The organism is Burkholderia sp. SRS-25 (assembly GCF_004343765.1).
Classification (GTDB): Bacteria; Pseudomonadota; Gammaproteobacteria; order Burkholderiales; family Burkholderiaceae; genus Burkholderia; species Burkholderia contaminans.
Map to the genome: position 1 here is coordinate 327,440 of NZ_PTXM01000005.1, position 22,627 is coordinate 350,066.

Here is a 22,627-nt window from a genome sequence, read left to right on the forward strand (position 1 = left end):
CCGACCATGAGGCTCGAACAATACGAAACGCGCGACCGTGCTTACGGCGCCTGGCATCGCGCGCCTTCGATTCGCCGATATTTGCAGGCAACTCAAGCCGAATCGCTGACGATGGTTGACCTCGATTCGGTGCTGTTCACGGAGTACGACAACGGCGCCAAGGTTCCCTTGGCCCTGGTTGAAGTGGCTCGAGACATCGGGCAGGAGAAGCCGGCCGGCGTGATACAGCATCTCGCGCAGCTTGCCGATGTGCCTGCCTATGTCGCGCTATATACGCCATCCGACGCGGCGAATCCAGCCAACCCCAATTGGTCGGACATCATGGCATTCCGCGTAAAGCGCCTGTGGCCGCGGCCGGAGCCGGGATGGCGTGTGCTCTCCCCCGCGCAATGGGCGCGAGCGCTGGTGCGGATCCGCGGGTGGCAGATGCGACGGTTCGAAGTGCAAGCTGCTGCGAACGACGACCGCTATTGACGGCCTGTTGGCTGTAGCATCGTGGTTTGCTCCTGCCTAGCTCGACGGGGCGAAAAGCCGGACACCTTCACCGGCCTGGCAGGGGCTCCCAATTGAAGGGCTGCGCATGAAGGTGTGCGGATGGCAAAGCCAAACTGGCCTCACTGGGCAAGCTCGAGCATGCAGTTTTGGTCGCCCGAGCAAGCAATCTCCCTCTCGCTCCACGTCAACCCTGACCAGCCAGTTCCCGAACACTTGCGCACGTCCTACGCGGAGCGCTTGCGTGAGCTACAAGGCGCTATCGAGGAAAATAGCCCGCATCTCACGGTGCGGCGCGGGAAGGTCGAGCGCCGCACCTTCGTGTTCTGGGCGAGCCAGTGTGAAGACCACGAAGATTGGGAAATACCGCGAGAATCACCCCTATACAAGATTGCGGACGACGAACCGATTCAGGAGCAGGGTGAGTTGCGCTCGGCGCGGCATGTTGCCGATATGCGTGACAACGGGTGGCGCAGTTTCTCGCTGGAGGACGGTGACGCGCCGGCCATCGACTGTGAGAAATACATTCAAGCGCTCGTCCAGGCGAAATACCAGGACGGTCCTGACCTTGCCCCCGAAGAGAACGACGCCATCCGCGAAGCTGGCGCCGAAGTATTGCGCCAGTCCGTCGAAGGGGCGGCGCGTCAGGGCGTACTGCAACCGCGCGGGCGTGACATGCTGCCTATGCTATCCGGCCTCCCAAGGCGCGAACAATTCGAGCCGTTCAGCAACCTGTACTTCGAGCGAGAGTCGTTCGCCGACTTTACTAAGGAAGCATGGCTCGTCAGTGAAGCGGACGACGCGCCGCCTAAGCAGGACAAGCAGCTAGATACGCAGCAAATAGCGCTCGATGACCTCGCCTGGATGATTGCCGTTCAGCGAGCCGACCGAGGCGTTAGCCACGCGCACGGTCTGGACGAAAGAGACGGTGTGCGGCGTTCTATCGAAATCGCGCTGCAGGTACGAGGATGGGCGCCTGATGGAATTCCCGGCGTCATCCCGGAAATCGCGAAAATGGCTCAAGCCAGGATCATCACACTGCACGGCCCTGTCGAAACAGACTCACCTGAGGCGGCGCAGATTGCCGCAAATCCGGGCGCATGGTGGCTGACCACGGACGACGTGCAGCATGTCCTAGCCGCCCTATGCCCATCCGTTCGCCGATATACCGTGAACGACATTGCGGACATTATCGCCAAACGTGTTCATTCGAAAAACCCTGAGGCCGAGCATGCCTTATGGTCTTCGTTGGTTGAAAGGATGGAATACGCCATCGAACAAGGCGAACTCATCGCAAACGAGCGCAGGAAAGACGGCGAGGTTTTGCTGAACGAGCACGCGGTCGATGAATGGTGCGCACGCGAGCAGTTTCCCTTCCGGTTAGGCCTAACCGCTCAAGCAGATGCCGACAAGGCAGCGATGGAGGCCGCAGGTCGGCGCACGATTGACGCAGTGGCTGGAGAACTCGCCAAGAAAACCGGCAGGGATGCGGCGCGCTGGGAAGCGACATTGGTAGCCGAAATCAAGAGCGGCGCGCTTCCGTTGAAGAATCCGCGCGACCTTGGTGACTTTCTTCCCTACCCTGTTCCGATGAATCTCCGCACGTTCTATGACCGTGTAGACATTTGCGACGTGGACAAACTGCTTGATGGACATCCTGATTGGCGTGTGGCCTATCGGTTCCGCACTGACGCTGCGACGTTGTCGCCTGCAACCGCAGCCGGGGTGGACGCTGCACCCGTTAAACCTCTACTGCAACAGCGGCATCAAGAGAACGAAATTCTGCGTGTTATCCGTGAACTCGGGGAGGATCCGGTGAGCCTTCCGAAGCAGAAATCCGGCAAACCCGGTATCAAGTCGGCCGTCCGGGCCAAGTTGCCATTTTCTGGAAAAGTGTTTGATCTTGCGTGGGAACGGCTGAGAAAGAATGGCGAGATTGCGGATGCGGAATAGCGCTCCCTCAAATTGAGGTAGTGAGGGAGGGTTGCGAGGGACCCTACTGAGGGAAATTGAATAGGCATCGTCATCAACGAATCCGCACGTAGCGGAAAGGAAAAGACGATGCGCCCGACTTCCGCAACGCCAACCACGCACCGCATTGACGCCGTTCTTCCAACCGATGAGGCTGCCGCGGCACTCAACCGCCGGCCGCAGACCCTTCGTAAGTGGGCCTGCCTCGAAAATGGCCCTCTCCGCCCTGTCCGTATCAACGGGCGTCTCGCTTGGCGTGTCTCAGACATCCAAGCATTGCTGAGCGGCGAGGTGGCGTAATGGAAAAGAAAAACGGCCGCCAACCTAAGCCGACGACCGCCAATACGCAGCGCGACTTTACCGGAACATCGAATCCGCGTCACCTTCGCGTGCTGAACGCAGCACTGCGCCGACCAATGTCGCGCGAAGATGTGGACCGCGTGGCAGGCGCGTCAAACGGACCTGACTTAATTTTCGACCTGCGTGATAAGGGGCTGGATTTCCCCTGCCATCGCGTTCCGTGTTTCGACCGCGACGGCGTCGAGGTCAAGCGCGGTATCTACGCCCTCAGCGCATTGGACCGACGCAAAATCGCTCGGTGGCTCGCTCGCCGGGACAAGGGGGCCGCATGATGAACGGTCACGACGCCGCGCGCGCACGTGACGCCCTGTTCTCGCTCGATGCCGGATGCCCGCGCAGTGAGTGGGTGAGCGCCGGCATGGCGGCGAAAGCCGCCGGCCTATCTGAGGCTGATTTCCTCGAGTGGTCTGCGACCGGCGCCAATTTCGGCGGAGAACGTGACGCCAAGTCCGCATGGAAGAGCTTTAAGCAGGATGGCGGTATTGGTCCGGCCACGCTATTCAGGATGGCGATGGATGCCGGCTGGCGTGATACCCACCCGCGCAACGTCATGCCGGCGGCGCGCATACCGGTCGCGAAGCCAACGAACGTCGACACTCCCCGGAAGCCGAGCACCGACCTGGCCGCGACGTTCGACAGCTATCCGTGCGCAAGCTCCGACCATCCCTACATCGTTGCGAAACGCGGCACGCCGGACGGCCTACGTGTCGTTCCGAAAGATGACACGCTCACCATCGGCGGGCAGCGCGTCGCCGGCTGGCTGGCGGTACCGGTTCGCTCGTTCGACGGCATGCTCTGCACGGTCCAATTCGTTCCGCCGCCGGGTGCCGGGAAGAAGCTCAACGCACCAGGCGCTTCGTTCAACGATGGCTTGTTCATGGTCGGCGACATCACTCCAGATGGAACGCTATACGTATGCGAGGGCATCGGACAGGCGTGGGCATGCGCCAAGGCGGACTATCACGCCGCCGCCGCTGTCACATTCGGCTCTGGTCGCACTCGCTCCATCGCGAATGTGCTGCGCAAGCGGTTTCCGGCGGCGCGCATCGTCATCGTGCCGGACCGCGGCAAAGAGGCGGACGCCGAAGCTATCGCCCGCGAGCTTACCGGCGCGTGGGTCGAATTGCCCTCCGACAAACCGGCGAACTATGACGCGAACGACTACGAGGCCCAGCACGGCATCGACGCACTGGCGGATCTTCTCCGCGCCGCCAAGACACCGCCGATGCGGTATCGCCTGCAATCGGCTGATGACCTGCTGAGCGCGCCGCCGCTGCGATGGATGGTTCAAGGCGTGCTGCCCGCCTCCGGGTTCGCTGCCGTCTATGGGCCGTCCGGTTCCGGGAAATCGTTCTTGGTGCTCGACCTCTGCACCGCAATTGCAGCAGGAGCCGGATGGTTCGGGCGGCGCGCAAATGCGGCTCCCGTGACCTATGTATGTCTCGAGGGTGAGGCCGGCTTGAGCAAGCGGGCCCGCGCCTGGAGCGCGCATCGCGGGATGCCGCTGCCGAATCACCTGCGCTTCGTCACCCAGTCTCTCGACTTGCGCCAGCCGGACGACGTTGCCGACCTATGCACTGCCGTCCTGGCTGCCAGCGGTCGCGACGGATTGTTGGTTATCGACACGCTGAATCGCGCAGCACCGGGCACGGATGAGAACTCGAGCGTCGATATGGGCCACCTCATCGAGGCGTGCAAGGAAGCGCAACGCCGGCTCGGCGGCGTGGTGCTGCTCGTCCATCACACCGGCAAGGATGGCACGAAGGGCCTCCGCGGTCATAGCAGCCTGTACGCCGCACTCGACGCCGCCATCGAAGTTTCACGCAATGACGGGCGCCGCGAGTGGAGCGTCGCCAAGAGCAAGGACGACGCCGACGGTGGGCGCAATGCGTTCGCTCTACGCGTGGTGGAACTGGGTGACGACGAGCACGGCGAACCGGTTACCTCGTGCGTTGTCGAGCCCGACGAGAGCACCAAGGAGGTAGCGCGCATGAAGCTTCCGCAGGGTGGCAACCAGCGCATCGCATTAGACGCCCTCGCCGAACCGCTGCGCCAGTCCCAGGACTTCGGTAAAGGCGACGCGCCGCCGACCCACCCTTGCATCGAAATCGAGGCCGCTGTCCGGTTGGTGGCGTCAAGCCTGACCTGCGAGCCACGAAAGCGTAACGAGCGTGCCAGGGCGGCCGTAACCGGCCTTGTCGCAAATGGGGTCTACGGCTCCAAGGACGGCTGGCTATGGCGCAAGTAACCCACCTTCCCGCCCGCCCCGGAGTCCGTCCCGTTTCCGCCCGTATCTATATATACGGAGCGGGAAAAAACGGGACCCAGAAACTCCCGAAACGGGACAAAACGGGACATTTCGGGAATCAGAACCGCGAAGGATCCACCCTAGCGCGGACGTGTATCGGCAACTTGGGCGGCGATAGCCGCCTACTGGAGGCGAAAGATGATTGACGGCCTGGTGAGTGGGAAGCTGTATGGGACGGTGACAAGCCGGACTGGTCAGAGCGGCACGCAGTTTGTGACCGCCAAGGTGCGCGCTGCCGCAGGCGATAGCGAAGCGCTGTTCGTGAACGTGATTGCGTTCGCAGATGATGCGCAATCTGCCCTGCTGGCGCTCAATGACGGCGATTCCGTGGCAGTGGCCGGCTCCCTAACGCCGAAGGTATGGACGGACAAGCACGGTAACGTGAAGCCCGCACTCGACATGGTGGCGCACGCGGTGCTGACCGCCTATCACGTGAAGCGCAAGCGCGCCGCCGTGCAGGGCGATGGTAACGGAACCGCGCGTACCGGCCGCCGGCCGGCGAACGGCGCCGTACAAGCGAAGCAGATGTATGGCAACGGGCAAGACGACATGCAGGATGACCTGTAACGCCGCCGCTAAAGTAGAGAGAAGTAGTGAAACCCCGGGCGCTTTCCGCGCTTACACGATAGTAAGGAGAACTCTGATGACGCTCCCCGCATCGCCCCCGATGTCCATGTCGCAAATTGCAACCGAACTTGGCCGCACCTTGCCACTCTCGCTGCTCGATTCATGGGTACTCGCGCTGGCCGGCAAGAGCGGCGCACCGGTCAGCTTCAGCGATTTGCTCGGCAAGACCGGACGCTTCGATGGGGCCTTGAGCGGTCAAGGCAGCGGATCTCCCATCTTCGTGAACTTCCCGGCATCGACGCCGTTCTTTGACATTGCTCTGGTTTCGCTGGTACAGGACGCAACGCCGCACACGGTTCTGACGACTTCGGCTGCATCGGCATATTGGTCCGGGAACATAAAGGCCATCAACAACACGACTGGCGTCAGCGTTGTCATGCCGAAATTCAGCGCAACGCAATGGGTAGCGTCCGCGGCTCCCGCGAACCTGATACGAAGCGGCCATACCGACAGCTTCACGATATTGCCCTCCGCCTAATGGGACAGGAAGATGGCGCGATTGCCTTGACTGAGAACAGACCAAAAACAGGCGGCGCCCTGACTGCTTCAACAGGCGAAAACAGGCGCCGCGTTTGGCTGGTAACAGCCAAAGACCGCACCGCTCGGTCAGAACAGCGGCAAAACAGCAAACGCTGAACGCCGGTTCGACGCCTTGAAATCAATCAAAGGAATTCAAACACCGGAACGAGTCAGCCTGCAAAAAGCTCCCAGCATCAATTGGTTGGCACGTCGAGGCGGAATCATTCTCGGACAGATACGCGCGCGAGGGGCGAATTTTCCGAGTCCATAAAAAGGCCACGAGTTTTCGGACCAGTACGCGCGTGCGCGCGCGAGGCGCATGGAAGGCCGCGGTAAGTTATCGGTAAAAAACCGGCAAATACCGTGGTGGCGCCAAAAGGTAATGGTCGAAATCGGCACCGAAGTTACGGCCTGAAACGGGAAGCTACCCGCCGCTGCCCGAGTTCGCGAAGCAATACGCGGAATGACGACGCGGAAGTTGCGACGATTGTCGTTCTATGACTTGATACAACATCCCGCCGAGATGCTTGTTCAATGGCAGGTAGTGCTAGCATCGCATTTGTGAAGCTCGTACCTCAACAGATGCGGCACCGATGTGCTGCGCCAATCGAGCCACGCGCGGGGGAATAATGAAAACGACATGCACGCTCCTTCTCTGTCTGGCGCTCGCGTCCTGCGCGACCGTCCACGAAAGCTATGCGCCCGACGGTCGAAACGCCTACACCCTTAACTGCAGCGGCCTGGCTCGAGGATGGGATAAATGCTTCGAGGCGGCAGGCAATCTTTGTAAAGCAGCCGGCTACGACGTGCTCGACCGGAGCGACGAAAGTGCAGCGACTGTCGGCGCGGGCGGCGGCGGTTTGTTCGGTGCGAAAACGAACGAGCGGTCGATGGTGATTGCCTGCAAGAAGCCGGTGGGCTGAGTGAGACACCAGGATGGTCAACCTCTCCGACGTTAGAGAAGAGTCATGTAGGGCTCTGGTTCTGTCCGACCTCGCTCGCTGGATGCCTGTCAGCAGTTCATGGACGGGTCAAATGAAACTCGAAATAATGACCGACACAACGATTTGAACCACCATCGGGGATAGAAATGACAACGGATGCCAGCCACGGCGCTCGCAGCATATGGCGAGGATTTCCCAAATACCTCGTCTGGAGCATTGTTTTGGGATTCGTCGGGGGCGCATTACAACCGGTGACAGAAAACCTTGACCGCTTCTGGGCGATAAAGCTTCAACAGGGCTTGTCCGGTCTACCGTTCGGACTATTACTAGCCCTGCTCTTCACCTTCAGTCAAAACAAGTTCAACCCGGAACGCCTGCGCCCCCGTACCTGGGGAGTGGCAATCGGTTCTTGGTTGCTCGCCAAGGTTGTATTTGTCGCTGTGCTGTTAGCCGTCTACGGGCAAGCCTAGGACCCGACATGAATACAACGGAAGGAATCAGAAGGCTGTCGCGTGTAATTGATGGCCTCGGTTGGTGCTGGGGCGCCTTAATGGCGCTAATAGCCGTCGGCTCGGCCTTCGGTGGTGGCGACAAAGGCATCGCTCTTTTTGCCGCGGTAGTCGGTGTGGTTGGATGGGGTTTAGCAAAAGCGGTCGCCTGGGTGATTCTTGGCTTTGCTTCCCCGAAGTAGCAACGTGGCTATTCCGAATTGACCAAATCCGGTTACACCATGGTTACATAGACGCCATAAAGCAAAAAGCCCAGTCGCAATGACTGGGCTAAGTGCTTGAATTCTTTGGGGTGGCTGATGGGACTCGAACCCACGACGACAGGAATCACAATCCTGGACTCTACCAACTGAGCTACAGCCACCACTGTTACTGCTTTTTTTCTTCGCTGCTTTTGTGTTTCAGCAGCGAAGAACAAGATTATACGAACACTTTTGAATCTTGCAAAGCTTTTTTTTCAAAAACTTCTTCGGCCTCGTTCAGATGCGCGCGCGCCTCGTCGAACACGGCCAGATCAGCACGCGCGAGCTTCTTGTTGTCGGACAGCACACGACGCCAGCCGCGGGCACCGGGCATGCCGCGATACAGTCCGAGCGCGTGTCGCACGATCGCGCCGAGGTAGGTCCCGCGCTTCAGTTCGGCCGCGCAGTATTCGATCAGCTTCGCCTCGGCCTCTTCGCGCGTCGGCACCGCTGCGGTCGATCCGTAGAAGCGCGTATCCACCTCCGCGAGCACGTACGGGTTGTGATACGCCTCACGGCCGAGCATCACGCCATCGACATGCTCGAGATGCTGCGCCACCTCGTCGAGCGTCGTAATGCCGCCGTTGATGACGATCTCGAGCGACGGAAAATCGCGCTTCAGCTGATACGCATAGTCGTACTTGAGCGGCGGGATCTCGCGATTCTCCTTCGGCGACAGCCCCTTCAGGATCGCATTGCGCGCATGCACGACGAACGTTTCGCAGCCCGCCTCGGCCACCGTGCCGACGAAGTCGCGCACGAACGCGTAGTCCTCGACCGCGTCGACACCGATCCGGTGCTTGACCGTGACCGGCACCTGCACCGCATCGCGCATCGCCTTCACGCAGTCGGCGACGAGCTGCGGCTCGTTCATCAGGCACGCGCCGAACGCGCCGCGCTGCACTCGCTCGGACGGGCATCCGCAATTCAGGTTGATCTCGTCGTAGCCCCACTGCTCGCCGAGCTTCGCCGCGCGCGCCAGATCGTCCCGCTCGCTGCCGCCCAACTGCAGCGCGACCGGCGATTCGTTCGGCGTGAACGCGAGATGCCGCTGGGCATCGCCGAACAGCAGCGCGCCCGTCGTGATCATCTCCGTATACAGCCACGTGTCGCGCGTCAGCGTACGGTGGAACGACCGGCAATGGCGGTCGGTCCAGTCGAGCATGGGCGCGACGGATACGCGGCGGGGAGGAAGCGAGGACGGTACGGACATGGATTTCGGGCAACAGGCCAGACGGCGCGGAAACAACCCGGTATTTTACCGCAAGACGGGCCGCGCCTGCCCGCCATGCAGGCTACCCCTCGCCCAGCTCCGCATCGACCGCCCGCCGCGCCTCGTCGAGCACGCGCTCGATCACGCGTCGTTCGGTCAGCAGTATCCCGTCGACCTTGACGAGCCGCCAGTCGATCCGCACGACCTCACCCTGCAGCACACGGTAATGCGCATGCTCGCCGTCCCAGACCTGCTCGGTCTTCACCTCGATCTCGAAGCCGCGGTACGGCTCGCTGAAATCGCCGAGGTCGCTGCCTCTCGGTTCCATCGCACGCTCCGTGGCGACGCGGCGCCAGGCCGCCCGCGCGGCCGGCGCCGTGCGCTCAATCGTATTCGTCGGACAAAAAGGATTTGCCATCGGCCGTCAGGTCGACCCGGTCGGCCGCCGCCTGGTAGATCAGCCCCTCGTTCAGCAACGCATAGACGACGTCGTCGAACGCAGCGGGAACCGGCCGGCTTTCACCGAACTGGTCGATCCATTTCAGCGCCTCGATGGCTTCGGGGGAAAGGATGGGGGTCATGCGTTGCCCTCCGGCATCGGTGTCGTTCCATCCTAGCACTTCGTCCGTACGTCGAATACCAAGGCAAACGCGCTGCGCAAATGCCAGGCGGCGCCAACGGGCAGGTTGCCCGCGGCGCCGCGCCGGTGCAGGACACGCGGTCTCAAAGGCGCGCGATCGATACTTCGGTCGATTTCACGAGCGCGACGACTTCCGCGCCCACCTTCAGTTCGAGTTCGTCAACCGAACGGGTCGTGATCACCGACGTGACGATGCCGAACGGCGTCTCGACGTCGACCTCGGAGACCACCGATCCGCGAATGATCTCCTTGACCTTGCCCTTGAACTGGTTACGTACGTTGATTGCTGTGATGCTCATCAGGTTGATCGCTCCGAAGAAAAAGATCTCAGAACGGGCGGCCGCTGCCGCCCGGATTTAAACGGCCCAGCGGATCTGCCCGACCGGTCGAACGTTGTCTGCCTCATGCGGTGCGCCGTGGTCGGCCGCACCGGGCCCGCCGGCGAGTACGCGTTTCAGCACGCGATCCTCGAGCGCCGCAAACGCGGCCGACGCGCGGGCGCGCGGCCGGTCGAGCGGCACCGGCTGATCCAGCGCCACCCGCCCCTGCTCGATGAGCAGGATGCGGTCGCCGAGCGCGACGGCCTCCTGCACGTCGTGCGTGACGAGGAGCGCGGTGAATCGATGCTCGCGCCACAACCGCTCGATCAGCGCGTGCATCTCGATGCGGGTCAGCGCGTCGAGCGCGCCGAGCGGCTCGTCGAGCAACAGCAGTTGGGGCCGGTGCACGAGCGCACGGGCCAGTGCGACACGCTGCCGCTGGCCGCCCGACAGTTGCGCGGGCCAGTCGTTCGCGCGTTCCAGCAGGCCGACTTCATCGAGAACCGCGCGTGCCTGGTCGCGCGCGCCGCGCCCGAGGCCCAGCATCACGTTCTGCAGCACGGTTTTCCACGGCAGCAGGCGCGCATCCTGGTACATGATTCGCGTATCGAGTTCGCCGCCGCCCTCGCCGCGCGTCTCGAGCGTGCCGTTGCTCGGCTGCTCGAGTCCCGCAACGAGACGCAGCAGCGTCGATTTCCCGCAACCGCTGCGGCCGACGATCGCGACGAAACTGCCGCGCGCGATGCCGAGCTCGACGTCGTCGAGCACCGTGCGTGCCCCGAAGCGCTTGCTGACGCCCGACAGTGTCACGGCATCGTCGGGAGCCGGGCTGCCCGGCCGTCGCCGCGCGAGCGGAACGACGGATGCGCTGACGTCACGTTCGAGAACCGCTGCGTCCCGCGCGTCGCCGTCCGCGACACGCGCCTGCGCCAGTTCGGCCTCGAGGTCTGCGCCGGCGAGCGGGCCGTAGGCGGCCGCCGAAGTCGTCGCATTCATGCCTTTGCTCCTGATTGATAAGCGGGGTGCCAGCGCAGCGTCACGCGCTCGAGCCATTTCGCCAGCACGTCGGCCAGCTTGCCGAGCACCGCGTACAGCAGGATGCCGACCACCACCACGTCGGTCTGCAGGAATTCACGCGCGTTCATCGTCATGTAGCCGATACCCGACTGCGCGGAGATCGTTTCCGCGACGATCAGCATCACCCACATCAGCCCGAGCGCAAAGCGCACACCGACGAGAATCGACGGCAACGCACCGGGCAGGATCACGTCGCGGTACAGCGCGAAGCCGCGTACGCCGTAGCTCTTCGCCATCTCGATCAGGTTCGCGTCGACCGAGCGGATCCCGTGATACGTGTTGATGTAGACCGGGAAGAACACCCCGAGCGCAACGAGGAACAACTTCGCCTTCTCGTCGATACCGAACCACAGGATCACGAGCGGAATCGTCGCGAGCGCCGGGATGTTGCGGATCATCTGGATCGTCGAATCGAGCGCGACCTCGGCCGCCTTCGACAAGCCGGTCGCGAGCCCCAGCGCGAGGCCGACGCCGCCACCGATCGCGAAACCGAACAGCGCGCGCCAGGTGCTGACCTTAACGTTCGCCCACATTTCACCCGACGTCACGAGCGACCAGGCCGCGCGCACGACCGCCACGGGCTCGGGCAGCACGCGGGTCGACAGCCAGCCGATCCGCGCGCCGACTTCCCATGCCGCCAGCAGCGCGAGCGGCACGAGCCATGGCGCGACGCCGCGCCATGCGCGGGCGGCCAGGGCAGCGCCCGTCGCGGACGTTTTCGTTGTCATCGCAGGCCTCCTGTCGCTCAGCTCTGGGCCGCTTTCGGCAGATAACTGTTGCCGACGATCTCGCCGAACGGGCCCGACAGCGGGCCGGTGGCCTTCGCCGCTCCGTTGCCCTTGATCAGCGGGAATACGAGTTCCGCGAAACGGTACGACTCCTCCAGGTGCGGATAGCCGGACAGGATGAAGGTCTCGATGCCGAGATCCGCGTATTCGCGCATGCGCTCGGCGACCTGCTCCGGATTGCCGACGAGTGCGGTGCCCGCGCCGCCGCGCACCAGGCCGACGCCGGCCCACAGGTTCGGGTACACCTCGAGCGCCTCGCGGCCCCCACGCTTGCCGCCGTGCAGCGCGGCCATCCGGCGCTGGCCCTCGGAATCCATGTTCGCGAACGCCTTCTGCGCGCGGGCGATGGTTTCGTCGTCGAGGCGGCTGATCAGGCGCTCGGCGTCGCGCCATGCTTCGTCCTCGGTCTCGCGCACGATCACGTGCAGACGAATGCCGAACTTGATCTTGCGGCCACGCGCTTCGGCACGTGCGCGAATATCGGCGATCTTCTTCGCGACGGCCTCGGGCGGCTCGCCCCAGGTCAGGTAGGTGTCGATGTGGTCGGCCGCGATCTCGTGCGCAGCCGGCGACGAGCCGCCGAACCACAGCGGCGGATGCGGACGCTGCACGGGCGGATACAGTGCCTTGCCGCCCTTCGACTGCAGATGCTTGCCGATGTAGTCGAACCCGCCGTTGTCGTGCGACGCGGACAGCAGCCCGCGCCAGATGTTCAGGAAGTCGTCGGTGATTTCGTAACGCGTGTCGTGATCCGCGAACAGGCCGTCGCCTTCGAGCTCGGCGGCATCGCCGCCCGTCACGACGTTGATCAGCAGGCGGCCGCCCGACAGGCGGTCGAACGTCGCGGCCATCCGCGCCGACAGCCCCGGCGATGCGATGCCGGGACGGATCGCGACCAGGAATTTCAGGCGCTGCGTCGCCGGGATGAGGCTCGATGCAACGACCCACGCATCCTCGCAGGAACGACCGGTCGGCAGCAGCACGCCCTCGTAGCCGAGCGTGTCGGCGGCCACAGCGACCTGTTTGAAGTAGTCGTAATCCGCGGCGCGCGCACCTTCGGCCGTACCGAGATAGCGGCTGTCGCCGTGCGTGGGGATAAACCAGAACACATTCATCTGCTGCTCCTGCTTGACTGTCCTTGCCGGAATTTGGAAAAAACATCGCCCTGCTCGCGTCGCGGATGCGCGGCGCATGCATGGTGTGCGTTCGAATCGGGATGGTTCGCCGGTCAGGCCGTGCAGCGGGCGAGGACGCGATTGCACGGCTGTTTCTGGGAAATCAGTCTAGGGATCGGTGCAGGGCTTTGGAACGATTTTTTTTAGCTTAGGTTTTCCGCTTTCGTGATTAGCACGACGCTGGAGCGAATATCGCGGCGGGCGGGCCCTATAATGGCGCACCTATCCGAATAACTCCGCGCGCGCGGCCCCGGCCGTGCGCGCCTGCGGTGCACTCATCGATGCAGAAAGTCATCCTGCCATTCCTGTCCGGCTTCCTGGCCGCCCTGTTCTTCCGCGAAGCCACGCTCGCACTCCTTCATACGGCCGACCTGATCGCCGCAACCGGCTTCTCCACGCAGCCGTTCGCGCCGCTCGGCATTCCTGAATTTGTCGCGAATGCGCTGATCAGCGCGTGCTGCGCGATCCCGATGGCGTGGTTGCTGCGCGTGTCGCCGGAGCGCGAGGCCTCGTGGATCGGCGCGCTGGTATTTGGCGGCATCGTGCTGACGGCCGCCCGCGTGTTCGCGATCGATCCGCTGCGCGGCATCTGGCCGTCGGGCAACATGATGCCCGTGCTCGCGGCCGGCTTCGCGGCAAACGCGGTATGGGGCTTCGGCGCACTCGTGTTCATGCGCGCGTTCATGTCGGACGACGCAGGCGACGAATAACGCGTAGACAAGCGCTACGCCCTTCGACCACCAACCGGTCGACACCCATGAAAAAGGCCGCCTGCACGTGCAGGCGGCCTTTTCGTTTCCAGCGCGCGCTTCGGCCAGTCCGACTGACGTCAGTCCTGCAGCTTCCGCAGCGGATGCGTGTCCGGCGTCCACGGGCTGTCGAACATCGCGAGCACGTCCGCGCGGTCGATATCGGCGGACGACTTGAAGCGCCACGCCGGCTGGTGGTCCTTGTCGACAATCAGCGCGCGCACGCCTTCGATCACGTCGCCGCGCGCGAACGTCGAGCGCGTGAGATCGAGATCGCGCCGCAGGCAATCGGCCATCGTTGCGCCACGCGCACGTTCGACGACTTCCAGCGATACGGCCATCGACAGCGGCGACAGCTGTTCGCGCATCGCATGGGTCGCCTTCTCGACCCATCCGTCGACGGCCGCGCAATCCGGCTCGGCGTCGAGCGACGCGAGGATCGCGCCGATGTCCGGCTGCGCGAAATGCCGGTCGATCCCTGCACGCGCGTCGGCCAGCGCCGACATGCCAGGCGTCGGCACGACCTTGTGTGCGGCCGCCGCATCGGCCACGCACGCGACCGCCTGCTCGCCGCTGTCGATGCGCGCGGTGCGCAGCGTATCGAGCAGCGCCGGCAGTGCGGCATCGGGCAGATAGACGTCCGCGAGCTGCGCATACAACGCACCGGCCGCATCGAGCGTCGCGCCGGTCACGGCGAGATAGCGGCCGATCGCGCCGGGCGTGCGCGCGAGGAACCAGCTCATCCCGACGTCCGGGAACAGGCCGATACGCGTTTCCGGCATCGCCATCTTCGTCGAGTCGGTCACGACACGCAGGCCGCCCGTATGCCGCGCCGCCTGCGAAATCCCCATGCCGCCCCCCATCACGACACCGTGCATCAGCGCGATATAGGGCTTCGGATACGTGAAGATCGTGTGGTTGAGCGTGTATTCCTCGACGAAGAACGTGTCGACCGCAGCGCGGTCGCCGCGCTGCCACGCTTCGTGGAAGAAACGCACATCGCCGCCCGCGCAGAATGCACGCGGATGCGGGCTGTGCACGACGATCGCGACGACTTCGGGATCATCGCGCCACGCGTCGAGCGCCTGCTGCATCAGCCGGATCATGCCGACCGACAGCGCGTTCAGCGCCTTCGGCCGGTTCAGTTCGAGAAAGCCGATGCGGTTCGCGACAGTCGCGCGCACGTCGGGTTGAGTGGATTCGGCGGAAACGGCCGCGGAAGTGGATTCGGTCATGAGGGTCATCCGGCAAATGGCAGTCGCACGCTCAGTGCGCCTGCATCTTCGAGAACAGGTTCAACACCACGACGCCGGCGATGATCAGGCCGAGGCCGATCACGGCCGGCAGGTCCGGCACCTGGCGATAGAGCAGCATCGCAACGAGCGTGATCAGCACGATGCCGGCGCCCGACCAGACTGCATAGATGATGCCGACGGGCATCGTGCGCAACGTGATCGACAGGCAGTAGAACGCGATGCCGTAGCCGGCGACGACCAGCAACGACGGCCAGAGGCGCGTGAAACCGTCCGCCGCGCGCAGCGCCGACGTGCCGATCACTTCCGCGACGATCGCGATCGCGAGCCATGCGTAACCGGGCAGTTGCATCGCTCAGCTCCTGGCGAGGGCCAGCACGGCGTAGTCGTGGCCGAGCTCGGCACACAGCGCCTCGACGACGAATTCGTGGTCCGCGCGTTGCGGCAGCCCCGACGCAGTGATCGAGCCGATCACGCCGGCACCGGCTACGGTCAGCGGAAACGAGCCGCCATGCGGCGAATATTCGGCGATCGGCAGCCCGTGCTTGTCGGCGAGCGTCGCGCCGGCCTGCTGCATGCGCAGGCCGATGGCGTACGAGCTGCGGCGGAAATGCGCGACGACGTTGCGCTTGCGGCGTACCCAGTCGGCATTGTCGGGCGTGGCGCCAGCGAGCGCCGCATAGAACAGCGGCTGGCCGAACGTGACGATGTCGATCGCGATCGCATGGCCGCGCGACGTCGCGAGCGCGTGCATCCGGTTCCCGAGCGCCCACGCGCGGGCCGGGTCGAAATGGGGAAATACAAGCGCCTGTTCCTGCGCGCCGATCGATTGCAGATCGTGAGCGATGTCCATGAATCCGTCGATACAGTAATGAGAGCCGCAACAGCGCCGAAGCGATCCCGCACGGCCCCGCTGCCGAAGATACGAAACAAACCGCTCGATTCTAGCGCACGCACCTGCCGTACCGGCCCCACAAGCAGCGACAAGAAATTGTCAGAAAACGCTTGCACGCATTCGGGTTACTCCTTATAATTCATTTCTTCGACGGACGCGGGGTGGAGCAGTCTGGCAGCTCGTCGGGCTCATAACCCGAAGGTCGTAGGTTCAAATCCTACCCCCGCAACCAACGTCCAGAATGATGCAAAAAGCCCGGCCCAGCGCCGGGCTTTTTGTTTTTCCGCCGCACGCCGTGTCCCGCTTCGCGCGACACGCGGCCTGCACGCGCAGGCGTTCAAGAATGCCGCGCCCCGGTGATACACTCGCATCACCTCGTCCCTTCCACTCGACATGAAATTCTGCTCCGTCTGCGGTCACGAAGTCATCGCGCGCATCCCTCAGGGCGACAACCGCGAGCGCTTCGTCTGCGATCACTGCGGCACGATCCACTACCAGAATCCGCGCAACGTCGTCGGCACGGTCCCGGTCTGGGGCGATCAGATCCTGCTGTGCCGCCGCGCGATCGAACCGCGCTACGGGTTCTGGACGCTGCCCGCCGGCTTCATGGAAATGGGCGAGACGACGGCCGAAGCCGCCGCACGCGAAACGCTCGAGGAAGCCGGCGCGCGCGTCGAAGTGCAGAACCTGTTCACGCTGCTCAACGTGCCGCACGTGCATCAGGTCCACCTGTTCTACCTCGCGCGGCTCACCGATCCGGCGTTCGAGGCCGGCGAGGAAAGCCTCGAAGTGAAGCTGTTCGACGAAGCCGACATCCCGTGGGACGAAATCGCGTTCCCGACCGTCAGCCAGACCCTGCGATTCTTCTTCGCCGATCGCGCCACGGGCGACTACGGCGTGCACACCGGCGACATCTTCCGCTCGCTGCGCAACGGCTGAGCCCCCCCGCCCCATGGTCCCCTGGCTCGGCCCGGACGATCCGTTTCCGCCCATCGAACGAGCGCTCGGTCCCGCGACCGGCGCGCCGGGGCTGCTCGCCGCCAGTGCCGACCTGTTGCCCTCGCGCCTCATCGACGCGTACCTGCGCGGCATCTTCCCGTGGTATTCGGACGGCCAGCCCGTGCTGTGGTGGAGCCCCGACCCGCGCATGATCCTCGTGCCGGCGGAATTCAAGGTATCGCCTTCGCTGCGCAAGACGCTGAAGCGCGTGCTGCGCGAGCCCGAATGGGAAGTGCGCGTCGACCACGACTTTCCGGGTGTGATGCGCGCGTGCGCGCAGGCGCCGCGGCGCGGGCAGCGCGGCACGTGGATCACGGCCGAAATCATCGACGCGTACACGTCGCTCTACCGCTCCGGCAACGCGCATAGCATCGAGACGTGGCACGACGGGCGGCGCGTCGGCGGCCTGTACGGCGTGTCGTTCGGGCGGATGTTTTTCGGCGAATCGATGTATGCGGACGCGACCGATGCGTCGAAAATCGCGCTGGCCACGCTCGTCGCGCACCTTCGCGAGCAGGGGCTGGAAATGATAGACTGCCAGCAGAATACGTCGCATCTAGCGTCGCTCGGCGGCCGCGAGATCGCACGCAAGGCCTTTGTCGCTCACGTGCGCAGCGCGGTAGCCGAACCGCCGATTCCGTGGCAGTTCAACAAGCGCGTGCTCGCCGCGCTGACGGGCCGCGCCGGAACGGCGGCCCCCTCCGGAATCGAGCGCTAGCGCGGCACTCCCTCCCTGCAACGAGAGCTGCCCATGACTCACCCGACTGAGCTGCCGCTTTCACCGCTTTCGGCGCTGCAATTCTATGCAACGGCGCCCTATCCGTGCAGCTATCTGGACGGCCGCGTCGCGCGTTCGCAAGTCGCGACGCCGAGCCACCTGATCAACTCCGATATCTACACCGAGCTCGTGAAGGCCGGCTTCCGGCGCTCGGGCGTCTTCACGTATCGCCCGTACTGCGACGGCTGCCGCGCCTGCGTGCCGGTGCGCGTCCCCGTCGACGCATTCGCGCCGTCGCGCACGCAGCGCCGGATGTGGAAGCGGCACCGCTCGCTCATCGCGACGGTTTCGCCACTGCACTACGACGAAGAGCACTACGCGCTCTACATGCGCTACCAGTCGGCACGCCACGCGGGCGGCGGCATGGATCGCGACAGCCGCGACCAGTACGAGCAATTCCTGCTGCAGAGCCGGATCAACTCGCGCCTCGTCGAATTCCGCGACCTCGACGCCCCGGGCGGCGAGCCCGGGAAGCTGCGCATGGTCAGCATGATCGACATCCTCGGCGACGGGCTGTCGTCCGTCTACACGTTCTTCGAGCCCGACGACCAGCACACGAGCTACGGCACCTACAACATCCTGTGGCAGATCGAGCAGGCGAAAAGTCTCGGCCTGCCCTACGTATACCTCGGCTACTGGATCCGCGAGAGCCCGAAGATGGCCTACAAGGCGAACTTCCACCCGCTCGAAGGGCTGATCGACGGCCGCTGGAAGATACTCGATCCGGAACGGGTCGACCTGCCGCCCGTCGACGCGGCGCTGGCCCGCGCGCCGTTGCCGGGCGGGCATTCCGGGTCGGTCTGACGGCGCGGGCGCGCGGCGACGAAGCGAAGCGCGCCCCTGCCGCGCAACTCCCGGTAAAATAGCGGGTTGTCATTCATTCCGGCTGTCCGCCCTATTCCCGTGTTCAGTTCCCTCTATCCGCTGGCCCGCGCATCCCTGTTCAAGATGGATGCGGAAGACGCTCACCACCTCACGCTGCGCGCGCTCGGCGCGGCCGGCCGCACGGGCCTTGCCTGTGCGCTGTCGGCCCGCGTGCCCGATGCGCCGCGCACCGTGATGGGGCTCACGTTCCGCAATCCGGTCGGCCTCGCGGCCGGCCTCGACAAGGACGGCGCGGCCATCGACGGCCTTGCGGCGCTCGGCTTCGGCTTCATCGAGGTCGGTACGGTCACGCCGCGCCCGCAGCCCGGCAACCCGCGCCCACGGATGTTCCGCCTGCCGCAGGCCGAAGCACTGATCAACCGGATGGGCTTCAACAACCACGGCGTCGACCAGTTCGTGAAGAACGTCCAGGCTGCCCGCTATCGCGGCATCCTTGGCCTGAACATCGGCAAGAACGCCGATACGCCGATCGAGCGCGCCGCCGAGGATTACCTGTACTGCCTCGAACGCGTGTACCCGTTCGCGAGCTACGTGACGATCAACATCTCGTCGCCGAACACGAAGAACCTGCGCCAGCTGCAGGGTGCGGGCGAGCTCGACGCGCTGCTCGCCGCGCTGAAGGACAAGCAGCAGCGCCTCGCCGACCTGCACGGCAAGCTCGTGCCGCTGGCGCTGAAAATCGCACCCGATCTCGACGACGAACAGGTCAAGGAAATCGGCGACACGCTGCTGCGCCACAAGATCGAGGCGGTCATTGCCACCAACACGACGCTGTCGCGCGCGGCCGTCCAGGGCCTGCCGCATGCTGAAGAAGCCGGCGGCCTCTCCGGCCGCCCCGTGTTCGATGCGTCGAACGAAGTGATCCGCAAGCTGCACGCCGAAGTCGGCAGCGAAGTGCCGATCATCGGCGTCGGCGGCATTTTCTCGGGCGAGGATGCCCGAGCGAAGCTCGCGGCCGGCGCGGCGCTGGTGCAGCTCTATACGGGGTTCATCTACCGCGGTCCCGCGCTCGTCGCGGAATGCGTGAAGGCCGTCGCCCGCGACCGCACCGCGTAATATAGGCATAAACAAACGGTATTTAGTGGTCGATTGCGTTTTTGCTATCATCGACCCCGTTATCAGAATCAACGACCCGGACAGGGCAAGGAAACACACGATGAAGATTGCGCTGCTGAAGAAGCTGCTGGTTGCCGGCCTGGTCGGCACGTCGTTCGCCGCCGCCACCGCGCATGCGGCCGACCTCCTCGACCAGGTGAAACAACGCGGCACGCTGCGAGTCGGCCTCGAAGGTACGTTCCCGCCGTTCAACTCGAAGAACCCGCAAGGCGACCTCGTCGGCTTCGACGTCGACATCGCGAAGGCCGTGGCCGCGAAGCTCGGCGTGAAGGCCGAATTCGTGACGACCGAATGGAGCGGCATCATCGCGGGCCTGCAGGCCGGCAAGTTCGACGTGATCGCCAACCAGGTCGGCATCACCGACAAGCGCAAGGAAACGCTCGACTTCTCGCCAGCGTACACGTACTCGTCCGCGCAACTGATCCAGCGCAAGGATGACACGCGTGACTTCAAGTCGCTTGAAGACCTGAAAGGCAAGAAGCTCGGCGTCGCGCTCGGCACGAACTACATGGACATGGCGAAGTCGGTACCGGGCATCGACGTGAAGACGTACCCGGGCGCGCCCGAGTACCTGCGCGATCTCGCGGCCGGCCGTCTCGACGCGGCGCTCAACGACCGCCTGATGCTCGCGTACCTGACGAAGAACTCGCAACTGCCGCTGCGCCCGGGCGCGAACGTCGGTTCGGCGAACCCGTCGGGCATCCCGTTCAAGAAGGGCAACCCGAAGTTCCAGAAGGCGATCGACGACGCGATGGTGCAACTCGAGGCAGACGGCACCTTCACGAAGATCTCGGACAAGTGGTTCGGCATCGACGTGACGAAGCCGATCAAGTAAGCACGCCTGCATTTCCCGCCTGACGGCGGGCCGGAAAGGGCGGCATCCGCAACGATGCCGCCCTTTGTTTTATCGGTCCGGTTTATGATTGCGCTTTCGCGCACGCATTCGCTTCGTATTCCATGTCGACAACGTCCCTGCTCGTCCAATCGCTGCCGGTGCTCGCCCAGGGTGCCGTACTGACCGTCAAGTTCGCCGTGCTGTCGATGGTGTTCGGCCTGCTTGGCGCCGTCGTGCTCGCGATGATGGGCATCCGGCAAAGCGAAGCGCTCGACGGCTTCGAACGCATCTGGGTCAACGCGCTCGCGTGGCTGGCACGTGCGTACGTGAGCCTGATGCGCGGCACGCCGCTGCTCGTGCAGATCTTCGTCATCTACTACGGGCTGCCGAGCCTCGGCATCTCGCTCGACCCGACGCCCGCCGGCGTCATCGCGCTGTCCGCGAACGTCGCGGCTTACATGTCGGAAAGCATGCGCGGCGCGATCAATGGGATCGCGCGTGGCCAATGGCTCGCCGCGTACAGCCTCGGGCTGTCGTGGGGGCAGACGCTGCGCTACGTGATTGGCCCGCAGGCGCTGCGCATCGCGGTGCCCAGCCTGTCGAACAGCCTGATCAGCCTGATCAAGGACACGTCGCTCGTGTCCGTGATCACCGTGACCGAACTGCTGCGCAGCGCGCAGGAAGTGATCGCGGCAACCTATCAGCCGCTGCCGCTCTATCTGGCCGCCGCCGCCGTGTACTGGATCCTGTGCCAGGTCCTCGAATGGGTGCAGCGCTGGTACGAAAAACGCTTGTCGCTGCCGTCGCGGCACTAAGCGCACACCGTCCGCCGGGCACGCTCGCGCGTGCCCGGCTCCCGCCGTCCCGCTTACTCGCCCGAATAACGCACGCCGAGCGTCGCTCGCGCGGCATCGGTCATCGCGATCATCTGCCGCGAATGGTCGTGCGTCATGATCGGGCTTTCGGTCTCGCCCGCGCGCAGCAGCTCGCAGAAATGCGCGGTCTCGTAGTTCAGCCCGCCGCCGTCGACCGGTGCGTCGAGTTCGACGGTGCGCCCATCCGCATAACGGATCGTCGCGCGCGCCGGGTTCCACCACTTCTCGTGAATCGTCACGTGGCCGCCGGGCGCGGCGATCAACGCGTCGCCGCGGCCCATCACGTCGAGCCCGCAAAAAATCTGCGCGATCCCGCCGTTCGCGTGCACGCTGTTCAGGCTCGCGAACAGGTCGACGCCCGTTGCCCCGACGCGGCCGAGCGTCTGCACGTCGAGCGCCGCGCCGAGCCAGTCGACCGCGAGAAACGCCTCGTAGATCCCGATATCGAGCAGTGCGCCGCCCGCGCGATCGAGGCGATAGACGGAATGGTCGTCCGGTACCGACGACGACGCGCACCCTGCCCGCACGAGCCGGATCTCGCCGATCGGATCGTCATGCAGATGCGCGCGCAACTGACGATACAGCGGGAAGAACGGCGGCTTCATCGCCTCCATGAAAAGCCGCCCGGCGTCGCGTGCCGCACGCAGCACGGTGTCGAGCTGCGCCGTGTTCAGCGTCGCAGGCTTTTCGCACAGCACGGCCTTGCCGGCAGCAAGCGCGGCCAGCGTGTACTGCGCGTGACTGTCATGGAGCGTCGCGATGTAGATCGCGTCGATATCGCTCGCGAGGAGTGCGTCGAGGCTTGCGGCAGGCGTACCGCCGTACGCTTCGCAAAAGTCTGTCGCGGCATCGGCGCGGCGAGCCCAGGCACCGGCGAGCGTGGCGCCCGGCACATGCGCGAGGCTTTGCGCGAAACGGCGCGCGATGCTGCCTGCGCCAATGATGCCGAAGCGCACCGTGCGTTGGTCGTTGTCGTTCATCCTGATCGTCCGTGTCGGTCGTATGACGGTAGCCGGCACGCTGCCGGCCGGCCGTCATGATAAACGGCCCGGCGGCA

General features: G+C 64.4%; 28 protein-coding genes and 2 tRNA genes. 18 read left to right on the forward strand and 12 right to left on the reverse strand.

All coding sequences use genetic code 11. From position 1 onward, the window contains the following. The first annotated feature begins 6 nt into the window (after positions 1–6). From C5O79_RS08030 to C5O79_RS08075, 10 genes are all read left to right on the forward strand, one after another. Positions 7–474 (forward strand): hypothetical protein, encoded by a 468-nt coding sequence (locus C5O79_RS08030; protein ID WP_131931312.1) that lies wholly within the window; start codon positions 7–9, stop codon positions 472–474. 120 nt (positions 475–594) lie between these two features. Next, entirely contained in the window at positions 595–2,445 is a 1,851-nt protein-coding gene (locus tag C5O79_RS08035) for a hypothetical protein (protein WP_131931314.1), read from the forward strand. Positions 2,446–2,553: 108 nt separating this feature from the next. Then, positions 2,554–2,763: a helix-turn-helix domain-containing protein gene (locus C5O79_RS08040; RefSeq protein ID WP_131931316.1), complete on the forward strand. Its 210-nt coding sequence runs from the start codon at positions 2,554–2,556 to the stop codon at positions 2,761–2,763. Further along, positions 2,763–3,095 carry a hypothetical protein gene (locus C5O79_RS08045; protein ID WP_105834321.1) on the forward strand — a complete coding sequence of 111 codons (333 nt, stop codon included), beginning with the start codon at positions 2,763–2,765 and terminating at the stop codon, positions 3,093–3,095. Before C5O79_RS08040 ends, C5O79_RS08045 begins: the two co-directional genes overlap by 1 nt. Then, positions 3,092–5,071 (forward strand): AAA family ATPase, encoded by a 1,980-nt coding sequence (locus tag C5O79_RS08050; RefSeq protein ID WP_131931318.1) that lies wholly within the window; start codon positions 3,092–3,094, stop codon positions 5,069–5,071. Before C5O79_RS08045 ends, C5O79_RS08050 begins: the two co-directional genes overlap by 4 nt. Before the next feature lie 198 nt (positions 5,072–5,269). Next, the gene (locus C5O79_RS08055) at positions 5,270–5,698 is read left to right on the forward strand and encodes a single-stranded DNA-binding protein (protein ID WP_131931320.1); all 429 of its coding nucleotides are present in this window, start codon (positions 5,270–5,272) and stop codon (positions 5,696–5,698) included. Between the two features lie 76 nt (positions 5,699–5,774). Continuing rightward, positions 5,775–6,236, forward strand: a complete 462-nt coding sequence (locus C5O79_RS08060; RefSeq protein WP_131931322.1) for a hypothetical protein — start codon at positions 5,775–5,777, stop codon at positions 6,234–6,236. Between the two features lie 670 nt (positions 6,237–6,906). Continuing rightward, on the forward strand, positions 6,907–7,200 hold the full coding sequence (locus C5O79_RS08065; RefSeq protein WP_131931324.1) for a hypothetical protein: 294 nt from the start codon (positions 6,907–6,909) through the stop codon (positions 7,198–7,200). A 167-nt stretch (positions 7,201–7,367) separates the two neighbouring features. Further along, positions 7,368–7,691 carry a hypothetical protein gene (locus C5O79_RS08070; RefSeq protein WP_131931326.1) on the forward strand — a complete coding sequence of 108 codons (324 nt, stop codon included), beginning with the start codon at positions 7,368–7,370 and terminating at the stop codon, positions 7,689–7,691. 8 nt (positions 7,692–7,699) lie between these two features. Continuing rightward, a complete protein-coding gene (locus C5O79_RS08075; protein ID WP_131931328.1) occupies positions 7,700–7,912 on the forward strand; it encodes a hypothetical protein in 213 nt (70 codons plus the stop codon). A gap of 106 nt (positions 7,913–8,018) precedes the next feature. On the opposite strand, the gene C5O79_RS08080 is transcribed toward C5O79_RS08075, so the two are convergent. The 8 genes from C5O79_RS08080 to ssuD all read right to left on the reverse strand — a co-directional run bounded on the left by C5O79_RS08080 (position 8,019) and on the right by ssuD (position 13,125). Next, positions 8,019–8,094: transfer RNA gene (locus C5O79_RS08080), tRNA-His, on the reverse strand. Between the two features lie 56 nt (positions 8,095–8,150). Continuing rightward, positions 8,151–9,137 carry a tRNA dihydrouridine(20/20a) synthase DusA gene (dusA, locus tag C5O79_RS08085; protein ID WP_046545549.1) on the reverse strand — a complete coding sequence of 329 codons (987 nt, stop codon included), beginning with the start codon at positions 9,135–9,137 and terminating at the stop codon, positions 8,151–8,153. Between the two features lie 130 nt (positions 9,138–9,267). Continuing rightward, positions 9,268–9,513 carry a hypothetical protein gene (locus C5O79_RS08090; RefSeq protein WP_046545548.1) on the reverse strand — a complete coding sequence of 82 codons (246 nt, stop codon included), beginning with the start codon at positions 9,511–9,513 and terminating at the stop codon, positions 9,268–9,270. Positions 9,514–9,568: 55 nt separating this feature from the next. Then, complete coding sequence (locus C5O79_RS08095; RefSeq protein WP_027787628.1) at positions 9,569–9,766, reverse strand: hypothetical protein; 198 nt, start codon at positions 9,764–9,766, stop codon at positions 9,569–9,571. Positions 9,767–9,908: 142 nt separating this feature from the next. Further along, positions 9,909–10,124 (reverse strand): TOBE domain-containing protein, encoded by a 216-nt coding sequence (locus tag C5O79_RS08100; protein ID WP_006476104.1) that lies wholly within the window; start codon positions 10,122–10,124, stop codon positions 9,909–9,911. 57 nt (positions 10,125–10,181) lie between these two features. Beyond that, on the reverse strand, positions 10,182–11,141 hold the full coding sequence (locus C5O79_RS08105) for an ATP-binding cassette domain-containing protein (protein WP_122473864.1): 960 nt from the start codon (positions 11,139–11,141) through the stop codon (positions 10,182–10,184). Beyond that, on the reverse strand, positions 11,138–11,950 hold the full coding sequence (ssuC, locus tag C5O79_RS08110; RefSeq protein ID WP_122473863.1) for an aliphatic sulfonate ABC transporter permease SsuC: 813 nt from the start codon (positions 11,948–11,950) through the stop codon (positions 11,138–11,140). Before ssuC ends, C5O79_RS08105 begins: the two co-directional genes overlap by 4 nt. A gap of 17 nt (positions 11,951–11,967) precedes the next feature. Beyond that, the gene (gene ssuD / locus C5O79_RS08115; RefSeq protein WP_089425272.1) at positions 11,968–13,125 is read right to left on the reverse strand and encodes an FMNH2-dependent alkanesulfonate monooxygenase; all 1,158 of its coding nucleotides are present in this window, start codon (positions 13,123–13,125) and stop codon (positions 11,968–11,970) included. Between the two features lie 341 nt (positions 13,126–13,466). Here ssuD and C5O79_RS08120 point away from each other — a divergent pair, with 341 nt between their 5' ends. After that, positions 13,467–13,895 carry a hypothetical protein gene (locus C5O79_RS08120; protein ID WP_006484223.1) on the forward strand — a complete coding sequence of 143 codons (429 nt, stop codon included), beginning with the start codon at positions 13,467–13,469 and terminating at the stop codon, positions 13,893–13,895. Positions 13,896–14,014: 119 nt separating this feature from the next. On the opposite strand, the gene C5O79_RS08125 is transcribed toward C5O79_RS08120, so the two are convergent. Genes C5O79_RS08125 through C5O79_RS08135 form a run of 3 tightly spaced genes read right to left on the reverse strand, consistent with a single transcriptional unit; the run spans position 14,015 to position 16,040 of the window. After that, complete coding sequence (locus C5O79_RS08125) at positions 14,015–15,169, reverse strand: enoyl-CoA hydratase/isomerase family protein (protein ID WP_047850968.1); 1,155 nt, start codon at positions 15,167–15,169, stop codon at positions 14,015–14,017. A 31-nt stretch (positions 15,170–15,200) separates the two neighbouring features. Continuing rightward, positions 15,201–15,539: a multidrug efflux SMR transporter gene (locus tag C5O79_RS08130; protein WP_039358831.1), complete on the reverse strand. Its 339-nt coding sequence runs from the start codon at positions 15,537–15,539 to the stop codon at positions 15,201–15,203. 3 nt (positions 15,540–15,542) lie between these two features. Further along, positions 15,543–16,040: a heme-degrading domain-containing protein gene (locus C5O79_RS08135; RefSeq protein ID WP_011351856.1), complete on the reverse strand. Its 498-nt coding sequence runs from the start codon at positions 16,038–16,040 to the stop codon at positions 15,543–15,545. 197 nt (positions 16,041–16,237) lie between these two features. On the opposite strand from C5O79_RS08135, the gene C5O79_RS08140 reads away from it, so the two are divergent. The 7 genes from C5O79_RS08140 (at position 16,238) to C5O79_RS08170 (ending at position 21,510) form a co-directional block, all read left to right on the forward strand. Then, positions 16,238–16,314: transfer RNA gene (locus C5O79_RS08140), tRNA-Met, on the forward strand. A 161-nt stretch (positions 16,315–16,475) separates the two neighbouring features. Further along, positions 16,476–17,021 carry an NUDIX hydrolase gene (locus C5O79_RS08145; protein WP_039358836.1) on the forward strand — a complete coding sequence of 182 codons (546 nt, stop codon included), beginning with the start codon at positions 16,476–16,478 and terminating at the stop codon, positions 17,019–17,021. A gap of 13 nt (positions 17,022–17,034) precedes the next feature. Continuing rightward, the gene (aat, locus tag C5O79_RS08150; protein ID WP_122473862.1) at positions 17,035–17,799 is read left to right on the forward strand and encodes a leucyl/phenylalanyl-tRNA--protein transferase; all 765 of its coding nucleotides are present in this window, start codon (positions 17,035–17,037) and stop codon (positions 17,797–17,799) included. 33 nt (positions 17,800–17,832) lie between these two features. Then, the gene (locus tag C5O79_RS08155) at positions 17,833–18,663 is read left to right on the forward strand and encodes an arginyltransferase (RefSeq protein WP_122473861.1); all 831 of its coding nucleotides are present in this window, start codon (positions 17,833–17,835) and stop codon (positions 18,661–18,663) included. Positions 18,664–18,762: 99 nt separating this feature from the next. Continuing rightward, on the forward strand, positions 18,763–19,800 hold the full coding sequence (locus C5O79_RS08160) for a quinone-dependent dihydroorotate dehydrogenase (RefSeq protein WP_122473860.1): 1,038 nt from the start codon (positions 18,763–18,765) through the stop codon (positions 19,798–19,800). 100 nt (positions 19,801–19,900) lie between these two features. Continuing rightward, positions 19,901–20,695, forward strand: coding sequence for a cystine ABC transporter substrate-binding protein (locus C5O79_RS08165; protein ID WP_046545540.1), 795 nt, complete (start codon positions 19,901–19,903; stop codon positions 20,693–20,695). A 122-nt stretch (positions 20,696–20,817) separates the two neighbouring features. Then, positions 20,818–21,510: an amino acid ABC transporter permease gene (locus tag C5O79_RS08170; RefSeq protein ID WP_046545539.1), complete on the forward strand. Its 693-nt coding sequence runs from the start codon at positions 20,818–20,820 to the stop codon at positions 21,508–21,510. Between the two features lie 53 nt (positions 21,511–21,563). On the opposite strand, the gene C5O79_RS08175 is transcribed toward C5O79_RS08170, so the two are convergent. Continuing rightward, positions 21,564–22,550, reverse strand: a complete 987-nt coding sequence (locus C5O79_RS08175; protein WP_122473859.1) for a Gfo/Idh/MocA family oxidoreductase — start codon at positions 22,548–22,550, stop codon at positions 21,564–21,566. Positions 22,551–22,627 lie beyond the last annotated feature (77 nt).

What these genes read in the sequence shown, in the direction of transcription:
- C5O79_RS08090 (WP_046545548.1), bottom strand. Translation starts at nt 9,513, where the DNA reads ATGGAACCGAGAGGCAGCGACCTCGGCGATTTCAGCGAGCCGTACCGC.
- C5O79_RS08065 (WP_131931324.1), top strand. Translation starts at nt 6,907, where the DNA reads ATGAAAACGACATGCACGCTCCTTCTCTGTCTGGCGCTCGCGTCCTGC.
- C5O79_RS08165 (WP_046545540.1), top strand. Translation starts at nt 19,901, where the DNA reads ATGAAGATTGCGCTGCTGAAGAAGCTGCTGGTTGCCGGCCTGGTCGGC.
- C5O79_RS08105 (WP_122473864.1), bottom strand. Translation starts at nt 11,141, where the DNA reads ATGAATGCGACGACTTCGGCGGCCGCCTACGGCCCGCTCGCCGGCGCA.
- C5O79_RS08135 (WP_011351856.1), bottom strand. Translation starts at nt 16,040, where the DNA reads ATGGACATCGCTCACGATCTGCAATCGATCGGCGCGCAGGAACAGGCG.
- C5O79_RS08040 (WP_131931316.1), top strand. Translation starts at nt 2,554, where the DNA reads ATGCGCCCGACTTCCGCAACGCCAACCACGCACCGCATTGACGCCGTT.
- C5O79_RS08070 (WP_131931326.1), top strand. Translation starts at nt 7,368, where the DNA reads ATGACAACGGATGCCAGCCACGGCGCTCGCAGCATATGGCGAGGATTT.
- C5O79_RS08120 (WP_006484223.1), top strand. Translation starts at nt 13,467, where the DNA reads ATGCAGAAAGTCATCCTGCCATTCCTGTCCGGCTTCCTGGCCGCCCTG.
- ssuC (WP_122473863.1), bottom strand. Translation starts at nt 11,950, where the DNA reads ATGACAACGAAAACGTCCGCGACGGGCGCTGCCCTGGCCGCCCGCGCA.
- aat (WP_122473862.1), top strand. Translation starts at nt 17,035, where the DNA reads ATGGTCCCCTGGCTCGGCCCGGACGATCCGTTTCCGCCCATCGAACGA.
- C5O79_RS08125 (WP_047850968.1), bottom strand. Translation starts at nt 15,169, where the DNA reads ATGACCGAATCCACTTCCGCGGCCGTTTCCGCCGAATCCACTCAACCC.
- dusA (WP_046545549.1), bottom strand. Translation starts at nt 9,137, where the DNA reads ATGCTCGACTGGACCGACCGCCATTGCCGGTCGTTCCACCGTACGCTG.
- C5O79_RS08075 (WP_131931328.1), top strand. Translation starts at nt 7,700, where the DNA reads ATGAATACAACGGAAGGAATCAGAAGGCTGTCGCGTGTAATTGATGGC.
- C5O79_RS08145 (WP_039358836.1), top strand. Translation starts at nt 16,476, where the DNA reads ATGAAATTCTGCTCCGTCTGCGGTCACGAAGTCATCGCGCGCATCCCT.
- C5O79_RS08170 (WP_046545539.1), top strand. Translation starts at nt 20,818, where the DNA reads ATGTCGACAACGTCCCTGCTCGTCCAATCGCTGCCGGTGCTCGCCCAG.
- C5O79_RS08130 (WP_039358831.1), bottom strand. Translation starts at nt 15,539, where the DNA reads ATGCAACTGCCCGGTTACGCATGGCTCGCGATCGCGATCGTCGCGGAA.
- C5O79_RS08030 (WP_131931312.1), top strand. Translation starts at nt 7, where the DNA reads ATGAGGCTCGAACAATACGAAACGCGCGACCGTGCTTACGGCGCCTGG.
- C5O79_RS08045 (WP_105834321.1), top strand. Translation starts at nt 2,763, where the DNA reads ATGGAAAAGAAAAACGGCCGCCAACCTAAGCCGACGACCGCCAATACG.
- C5O79_RS08050 (WP_131931318.1), top strand. Translation starts at nt 3,092, where the DNA reads ATGATGAACGGTCACGACGCCGCGCGCGCACGTGACGCCCTGTTCTCG.
- ssuD (WP_089425272.1), bottom strand. Translation starts at nt 13,125, where the DNA reads ATGAATGTGTTCTGGTTTATCCCCACGCACGGCGACAGCCGCTATCTC.
- C5O79_RS08175 (WP_122473859.1), bottom strand. Translation starts at nt 22,550, where the DNA reads ATGAACGACAACGACCAACGCACGGTGCGCTTCGGCATCATTGGCGCA.
- C5O79_RS08100 (WP_006476104.1), bottom strand. Translation starts at nt 10,124, where the DNA reads ATGAGCATCACAGCAATCAACGTACGTAACCAGTTCAAGGGCAAGGTC.
- C5O79_RS08155 (WP_122473861.1), top strand. Translation starts at nt 17,833, where the DNA reads ATGACTCACCCGACTGAGCTGCCGCTTTCACCGCTTTCGGCGCTGCAA.
- C5O79_RS08035 (WP_131931314.1), top strand. Translation starts at nt 595, where the DNA reads ATGGCAAAGCCAAACTGGCCTCACTGGGCAAGCTCGAGCATGCAGTTT.
- C5O79_RS08060 (WP_131931322.1), top strand. Translation starts at nt 5,775, where the DNA reads ATGACGCTCCCCGCATCGCCCCCGATGTCCATGTCGCAAATTGCAACC.
- C5O79_RS08095 (WP_027787628.1), bottom strand. Translation starts at nt 9,766, where the DNA reads ATGACCCCCATCCTTTCCCCCGAAGCCATCGAGGCGCTGAAATGGATC.
- C5O79_RS08055 (WP_131931320.1), top strand. Translation starts at nt 5,270, where the DNA reads ATGATTGACGGCCTGGTGAGTGGGAAGCTGTATGGGACGGTGACAAGC.